Genomic DNA, 7661 nt, shown 5'->3' with positions numbered 1-7661 from the left:
CTTATAATACATTCTGATCAAGGCTGGCAGTATCAGAATGCTTATTATCGGAATGAACTGAAAAAACGCGGCATAATACAATCTATGTCACGAAAAGGAAACTGCTATGATAATTGTATAATGGAGACATTCTTTGGAAGATTAAAAAATGAGATGTATTATGGCTGCGAGAAAGAGTATTCTTCTTTTGAGGAATTCTCAATAGCTATTGAAGAATACATAGAATACTACAATAATAAAAGAATTCAAGCAAAAACAAAATGGATGCCGCCCGTTAAATATCGGATAGCATCCATGTGTTGAGCCTGAGCAATAGTCAATGTGTCCAGGATTCTGGGTACATATCATACCTCCAGCTCTTATTTATTATAGAAGTTTGAATTTACAAACTTTTTTCATAATCTCGAAAGTTCACTATTCACTTTCCTTCTTTATCATTCCCTACTATGCCTTCCGTTACTTTATCCATAAAATTGTCCAGCATTGTGTCCATCTTATCTTTAATATAGTCATAATTGATTGTATCTGATAATTTATGACTTTCAATATTTTTAATTTCTTTTGCTATCATATCACTACAGCTTCTTTTCTCGTATTGCCACGAAACCTGTAATCTATCACCGTCCAAGTCAAGATTTGCTGTCATATATGGCAGTTCTTTCCCTCCATGGGTACTTCTTCCATCATAATTCTCTATCATATGTTCTAATGTACCCTTTGCTTTTACATAATATGATGGGTCTTCTTGTATTTTCCTAATTACACTTACATCTATGGATATACTTTTTTCACCCTGATACCCATATTTGTTTCCAACTCTTGAATCAATATTATTAAAGAAAAAATTCTCCTCATCACTTTTATCTTCAAGCACATAATTGGCTTCTGGAAATTCTGAACACAACATTTCATATATTGTCATTATGTCATTGTTTCCTGCTGTTGAATTTATCTCTACACTATCTGTTTTCTGCTGGTAGATTTTATCAAATTTCAGTTCACTATTAGTTTTACTATTACTAATTCCACTGTAACTAGTCAATGTATTAAAACTGCCTATTCCACCTACTGACATAATACCACTCCTTTTACTTATAATTATTATAATTATAATAATCTTGTACATTATTTGTATAATGTGCATATATTGGCTGTATATATTCCTTGTTATATACAGTACTGCAACGACTGCACATAAAATAATATACATCCCCAGTGTACATATATGTGTGTGACTCACCTTCCGGAACTGTCTTTCCACAAAATCTGCAATACTTTCCTGCTGATATAACCTCTGTATAAGAGTATTCATGCGATTTATACCCATAACTTGCATTATATGTATGACAGTTATCACATGCTAATCTCTTTGCCTCATAAGGTGCTGCAAATGTCGAAACACTTGTTGCTACAATTACAACCATACACATAAATGCTGCTATTAAACTCTTTAATACTCTCTTTTTCATAATTATCTACCCCTCTTCTTTATCTTCTCCTACTATACCTTCCGTTACTTTATCCATAAAATCATCCAGCATAGTATCCATCTTATCTTTAATATAGTCATAATTGATTGCATCTGATAATTTAGGACTCTCCAGCTTTTTAACTTCTTTTGCCACAGCTTCCTGACAACACTTACTATCATACCTCCATCCAGCTTGTATTCTACCATTTTCATAATCAAGCTCACCAGTAGTATATGGCAAATCTGAACCACCGTGGGTTCGTGCCTCATCATAATGTTCAATTATTTGTTGCAAATCCAACTTGGCTTCTAAATAATAAGACGGGTCTTCTTGTATTTTCTTAATTACCCCCACATCTATAAATACATTCTTTTTACTTGGATTTCCAAAATCTTTTCCTATTCGTGTATCAACATTATTAAAAAACAGATTTCCTTCATCACTTCTATCTTCCAATATGTAATTAGCTTCTGGAAATTCTGAACATAACATTTCATATATTGTCATTATGTCATTGTTTCCTGCTGTTGAATTTATCTCTACACTATCTGTTTTCTGCTGGTAGATTTTATCAAATTCCAGCTCACTATTAGCTTTACTGCTATTAACTCCACTGTAACTAGTCAATGCACTAAAACTGCCTATTCCGCCTACTGCCATTGAACTTCCTCCTACATTTTTCTAAGTTTTTTAACTGACTTTGTCATTTTATCTTGTTCACAAGCTGGATTATAACACTTTATATGCCTTTATTTAGGGCAACGATGTTTTTGGTAGATAATTCGACATAATTTGCACATATTAGCTACATAAATGTATTAAAATGCTGCTTTTAAACTCATTATTAATGCAGTCTATTTTATAAGTTCCATTATATTTCTTTACAATTTTATCAATATTACTTATGCCATATCCGTGATTACTTCCCTTGGTGCTGATAATTTTATTATTTTTATAGGTTACTGAATTTTCTAAGCACGAATTACTAACATATATGTATAATATTCCCATCTTATATTCAATTCGTATATTTATGCTTGGTGCTTGCGTTAAAATCGTGCTTTGGACTGAATTATCCAGAAGATTTCCCAATATAATATTCAAATCATATGAACTTATATCCAGCTTATCCGGCACAGCAATCTTTGTTTCATATTGGATTTTATTTTCTTTAAATTTACATATATAATAATTAATTATTCCGTCCATTATCTGATTTCCAGAATTGATATATGATGTATTATCGTACACATCATTTTCCAAAGAATTAAGATATTTTTTCACCTCTGCATAATTATTATCCATCACAAGATATGTAAGCTCCCTTATGTGATGCTTCATATCGTGTTTAATCGCTCTTATATTTCGTTCATTCTGTATATTGTTCTGCATTCTCAGCTTATGCACATCCATTTGCTTCTTTAATGCTTCCATTTCCTGCTGTAATGAATACTGTTCTATCATAGAAAGATAAAAGAAATACAAAATGACATTTATCAATAAAATTATAAAACTAATCTCTATTACCGTTATATATGCTATCCCCTTATCAATTGATAAAATATATTCAGAAGCAATACTCATAGCTGAAATTATAAGCAGAAAATACCATTTTCCTGCGAATTCATCCTGTATTCTACCTTTATATATTTTCTTTATAATCAATATGACTACATAAAATATCAACAAAGACATAATCATACCTATAACTTCGTTATTTCTGTTTTCTACCGTAACTCCTAATATAAAAGAACATATTATGTCTATTGCACAGCATATTCCAAAGTTCATACACGATAATAAGAATTTCTTTTTTAGAGAACCGCTATATACATTGGCAATAGCAAATATTGTCACAAATGTTATTATCATATTTAATATTACGTTATTAAACGTAATATAAACCAGCACTGTTGCAACGAACATAAATCCACTAACCAGATATTTGCGCAGACTATTATTCTTATCAAAAAACACTTGAAAATACTGTACAATAAGTATTGTCCTTACTAACTCCACAAAAACTGATATTATATAATTGTATGTCATAATTTATCCCTCTAACTCACTAAAATATATTCACGCTTTATTCTATTAATCAGCTATTATATTCTAATATTTTCTCATTAAAATAATTGCGGTATGCCCTGCTTATCCCCAGCTCTTTTCCATCATCCATAACCACATAACTGACGTGACATTCCCTCATATGCTTTAAATTTATAATATAAGATTTGCCAATTTCCACAAAATTTAATGGCAGCTTTTTTATTTCATTTTTTAATTGTCCCACATATTGTATTGACTGATTATCCACAAGATTGATAATTATATGCCGTCCCCTGCTCTCAAAATACTTAATATCCATCATCATAACCATATTGGTCTTTCCATACACACAATACTTAAAATGCTTGTTATCCTGCTTATAATATCCACACATTTCATCTATTAAGTTCTCAATTTCATTCTTATCAAATGGCTTTACCACAAAATCATATGGATGTATCTTGAATAATTCCATAGCATATTCTGTCATTGACGATATGTATACAATATTCATTGACATATTTTTCATATAATTTCTTATATATTTACCAAGTTCAATGCCATTGCTGTCCAAAAGCTCTATATCAAGAAACAAAATATCAATCTTCACCCCATTAGATATATCTTTTTTCAACGCTTCACCTGAGTTCCACACATATATTTCAGCTTTATCATCTTTACATTCAAAAATTTCATTAATGTAATTCTCCAATTCTGAACACGTCAACTGTTCATCGTCACATATCCCTATCCTGTATATCATATTTTTCCCCTCTTTCCTGTATCCTATTGCTTATATTCCCTAATATAAGCAATCCCGCTACTATAGCAATACATAAAACTACAATTAATCCGTAGTCCATTTTTGATAATACAATAAAAATAGCATATAAAAATAACTCTATTATTAAAATAACTCTTATTTTCTTCTTTAAATAGTTCTTTTCTTCTTGGTTCATTTTATTATTAATATTATCGACAGGTGCCAACATTAAAATAATTACCAAAGCAAAAATTAGCATAACAATTTGCACACTAATGGTAACTTTCAAATTTTTTATTAACATTAACTGTAGAAAATATATTATTATTGATGCCACAATACATTTATTATGATTTTTCATATGATATCCGCCACAATATTGTCTTAATGGCAATAATAACATCAAAAATACCACTCCTTTTTTTACATTCCCATATACACTGCAATAACAACAGCAGCTACCACCCCTATAATTATATTAATCAGCATACCTCTGCCATATTTTATAACTTCCCTGTACTCTTCCTCTGTTAATTCTCCATCTTTATTATTCAAGCTTTATTCCCTCCATATATAAATAATGGAAGGCTCATATATCAAGCCTTCCATATATCATTTCATAATATTACATTTTTATTTTCTTTCCATATCAAATACATATCTGATAAAATCAGCTGCATTTTCCGGATTTCTTGCTGACTGAACAATTCCGTAGCAAGGCCTTTCCATTGTAAGGTCTGTATCCTGTATTCTTGGTGCATCAGATAAATCTACTGCTACTGCACGGGTTTCACCATCTCTTTGTGTATGGTATATTATATAATCTGATAATTGCTCCATTTCTTCATCTGTAAAAAGTTCTGTTAAATCATAGAAGAAGCAGCTCGTATCAAAGCAGAAGTGGTCTATATTTTCATATTCTGACATATACCCATCAAGGTTATTAGTCTGCGACAAAACATATATCTTCTCATTGCTTATCTGTGGATCCTGGTCAAAAAGCTTTTCTTCAAGCGTATAACTGTAATCTATGTGAACGCGCTGCTTCTTTCCATCTATACCAAGATATTTTGTAAAACCAGTTGTCAATACATCATCATCTGTATCGTATCCTGTAATCTTGCCGTCACATACCGCAATATCACATACTCCTTCATAATTATTTCTTCTGTAAGCATTTATAAATGACAATACCACAAGAACAACGGCTATAACCGCCGCAATTGGAATTCTGTAATATTCCCATATATATTGCAGCCTGCCTGTAAACGTAAGTGTTGAGAACTTCTTACGCTGTTCTTTTATTTCATCTTTAATAGAATTACCTTCTGCCATATAGCCTCCTAATACATTACATTTCATTAAACAGCCAGAAACACTGTGGCTTTGCTTTTTATTAATTACTCTTTAATTAATCAATATTTGTTAGTTTATCATAGCTTAACGCTTAAAAAAACAGCTTTTATAAACATTTAAGAAATATGCATTAAAAATTCTTTGCTTTTTGTTACATATATAAGTATAATCTGATTTAGTCACTTTCATTAATAAATGGAGAATGGAGATATATTATGCGTGGTTTTGGATTAGATGGTAAATTTTTCAAGGGACTCACGAAAGCTGGTGATTTCCTTATACTTGGATTAATAACAGTTATATTCTGTATCCCTGTTATCACAATAGGTGCTTCACTTACAGCCGCATTTTATGCTGGAATGAAGCTTGTTAAAGATGAAGAAAATTATGTGTTTAAAGATTTCTGGAAGTCTTTTAAGACTAATTTTGTCCAGGGATTATTGGTTGAACTTATTATGGGAGTTATCGGACTTCTTTTATTCTTTGATATAAGGGCCTGTGCCTACTGGGCATTCTCATCCGGTTCAATGGCTGGTACTATTTTTATGTATGCTATCGCAGGCTGTGCTCTTGTATGGGCTGGTGTTCTTTTATATTCATTTGCAGTACTTTCAAGATATGATGATAAAGCAATTACAATTGTTAAGAATTCACTTATATTATGCGTTCATCACCTGCCACAGACATTTATTATGATGATTGCAACATACGGACTTATCCTCTTTTCTTTAAAGTATTTTACTGCATTTATAGTAACTATACCGCTTATTATTTATGTTGACTCATTCATATTCACAAGAATATTTAAGTCATTAGAGAACACTAATGATGAGCGGGCCAGAGAAGCTGAAAAAGAAAAAGCTGAAAAAACAGAACCTGCTAAACAACATACAGCTATTGAAGACACTGTTGACAACACTGCTGTTACTTCAAATGATAATCAATCAGATGATAGTAACAATTAATTAAGCTCACATATATAAATATTCATACCGTCAATGTCCTGTGCATACGCTTTAAAGCCAAGCTTGTGTATAAGCGATATTGACGGTTTATTATTCTTATCTATGCAGGAATATAATTTATCTATGCCTAATTCTTCCTTGGCATATTCCATAATTGCACTGCATACTTCGTATGCTATCCCCATATTCTGATAAGGCTTTCCTGTAAGATAACCTATTTCCTGAACATTTTCCCCGTCAATGCTTCTATTCTCAATTCCCATACGTCCAACAAGCCTGCCTGTATATTTGGAATATACAAGCCACATTCCGTACTCAAAGAATCTATACATATTATTAATGTAATTTCTTACAAATTCTTTTTCCTTCTCTAATTCATACAAAGGTTCTATAAACTCACAATCTGCAAGTGTGTCATACAATTCGTACAATTCATCAAGGTCATCAAGACTTTCCTCCCTCACAATAAACCTCTCTGTTTCAAGAATAAATGCCGGAAGTCCATTTTTTCTTGCATACACTTTCTGACAGTAATAATAATCTATCTCCTCTGGTTCATATATCACATAAGGTGCAGTTCCCACATAATGACACCCAACTCCAATATCTTCCCTTATAATAACTTCCATACCAGCCACATCTCTATTCCCCACACAACGTGTACTTATAACTATATCCGTATCCCTGTCATACCCCTCAGAATTATCAAAAATAACCTCAGCCTTTCCTTCCATATTCTCTATAATAGTCCGTTTTTCCTCATCACCTATAATCCTGTCACAATCAAATATATACACTCTTTCCATAACTCACGTATAATCCTCCCAATTGACTTTTACAATAATCCCCATTACAATACATAATATTATCACAGATAATTACAAAACGACCACTATTGCTAACCAGCTGTGAAATAAAAATACATTACAAGCTGGGTACTTTTGAAACCGTCGGCACTTAGCGGCTATCCTTTAGCCGCTTAGTACCGCTACGGTTTCAAGTAGCGCAAGCGTGCCCAGCAGTAATATATTTTTATCTCACAACGTCCGTTAGTCA

11 protein-coding genes are annotated in these 7661 nt (G+C 31.8%); 2 read left to right on the top strand and 9 right to left on the bottom strand.

All coding sequences use genetic code 11. The features are described 5' to 3' along the window. The coding region (locus BM157_RS10855) for an IS3 family transposase (RefSeq protein ID WP_318255940.1) at nucleotides 1-303 on the top strand (303 nt) is incomplete at its 5' end. Between the two features lie 115 nt (nucleotides 304-418). Here the strand turns inward: BM157_RS10855 and BM157_RS10850 are convergent. The 8 genes from BM157_RS10850 to BM157_RS10820 all read right to left on the bottom strand — a co-directional run bounded on the left by BM157_RS10850 (nucleotide 419) and on the right by BM157_RS10820 (nucleotide 5619). Further along, the gene (locus BM157_RS10850; protein WP_318255939.1) at nucleotides 419-1075 is read right to left on the bottom strand and encodes a hypothetical protein; all 657 of its coding nucleotides are present in this window, start codon (nucleotides 1073-1075) and stop codon (nucleotides 419-421) included. A 13-nt stretch (nucleotides 1076-1088) separates the two neighbouring features. Then, the gene (locus tag BM157_RS10845; RefSeq protein WP_090141127.1) at nucleotides 1089-1469 is read right to left on the bottom strand and encodes a hypothetical protein; all 381 of its coding nucleotides are present in this window, start codon (nucleotides 1467-1469) and stop codon (nucleotides 1089-1091) included. A 6-nt stretch (nucleotides 1470-1475) separates the two neighbouring features. Continuing rightward, nucleotides 1476-2132: a hypothetical protein gene (locus BM157_RS10840; protein WP_090141123.1), complete on the bottom strand. Its 657-nt coding sequence runs from the start codon at nucleotides 2130-2132 to the stop codon at nucleotides 1476-1478. A gap of 141 nt (nucleotides 2133-2273) precedes the next feature. Then, nucleotides 2274-3521: a sensor histidine kinase gene (locus BM157_RS10835; protein WP_090141121.1), complete on the bottom strand. Its 1248-nt coding sequence runs from the start codon at nucleotides 3519-3521 to the stop codon at nucleotides 2274-2276. A 49-nt stretch (nucleotides 3522-3570) separates the two neighbouring features. Beyond that, nucleotides 3571-4284 (bottom strand): LytR/AlgR family response regulator transcription factor, encoded by a 714-nt coding sequence (locus BM157_RS10830; RefSeq protein ID WP_090141120.1) that lies wholly within the window; start codon nucleotides 4282-4284, stop codon nucleotides 3571-3573. Beyond that, nucleotides 4259-4687 carry an accessory gene regulator B family protein gene (locus tag BM157_RS10825; RefSeq protein WP_090141118.1) on the bottom strand — a complete coding sequence of 143 codons (429 nt, stop codon included), beginning with the start codon at nucleotides 4685-4687 and terminating at the stop codon, nucleotides 4259-4261. The genes BM157_RS10830 and BM157_RS10825 overlap by 26 nt, the downstream gene beginning before the upstream one ends. Before the next feature lie 20 nt (nucleotides 4688-4707). Then, nucleotides 4708-4839 (bottom strand): hypothetical protein, encoded by a 132-nt coding sequence (locus BM157_RS13075; protein ID WP_318255938.1) that lies wholly within the window; start codon nucleotides 4837-4839, stop codon nucleotides 4708-4710. Nucleotides 4840-4917: 78 nt separating this feature from the next. Beyond that, nucleotides 4918-5619 (bottom strand): hypothetical protein, encoded by a 702-nt coding sequence (locus BM157_RS10820; protein ID WP_090141117.1) that lies wholly within the window; start codon nucleotides 5617-5619, stop codon nucleotides 4918-4920. A 236-nt stretch (nucleotides 5620-5855) separates the two neighbouring features. Here BM157_RS10820 and BM157_RS10815 point away from each other — a divergent pair, with 236 nt between their 5' ends. Beyond that, nucleotides 5856-6605: a YesL family protein gene (locus tag BM157_RS10815; RefSeq protein WP_090141115.1), complete on the top strand. Its 750-nt coding sequence runs from the start codon at nucleotides 5856-5858 to the stop codon at nucleotides 6603-6605. On the opposite strand, the gene BM157_RS10810 is transcribed toward BM157_RS10815, so the two are convergent. After that, nucleotides 6602-7411, bottom strand: coding sequence for a GNAT family N-acetyltransferase (locus BM157_RS10810; RefSeq protein ID WP_090141113.1), 810 nt, complete (start codon nucleotides 7409-7411; stop codon nucleotides 6602-6604). The two genes, BM157_RS10815 and BM157_RS10810, sit on opposite strands and share 4 nt — an antisense overlap. Nucleotides 7412-7661 lie beyond the last annotated feature (250 nt).

The organism is [Lactobacillus] rogosae (assembly GCA_900112995.1).
Classification (GTDB): Bacteria; Bacillota; Clostridia; order Lachnospirales; family Lachnospiraceae; genus Lachnospira; species Lachnospira rogosae.
This window is presented reverse-complemented; position numbering and strand designations above follow the sequence as displayed.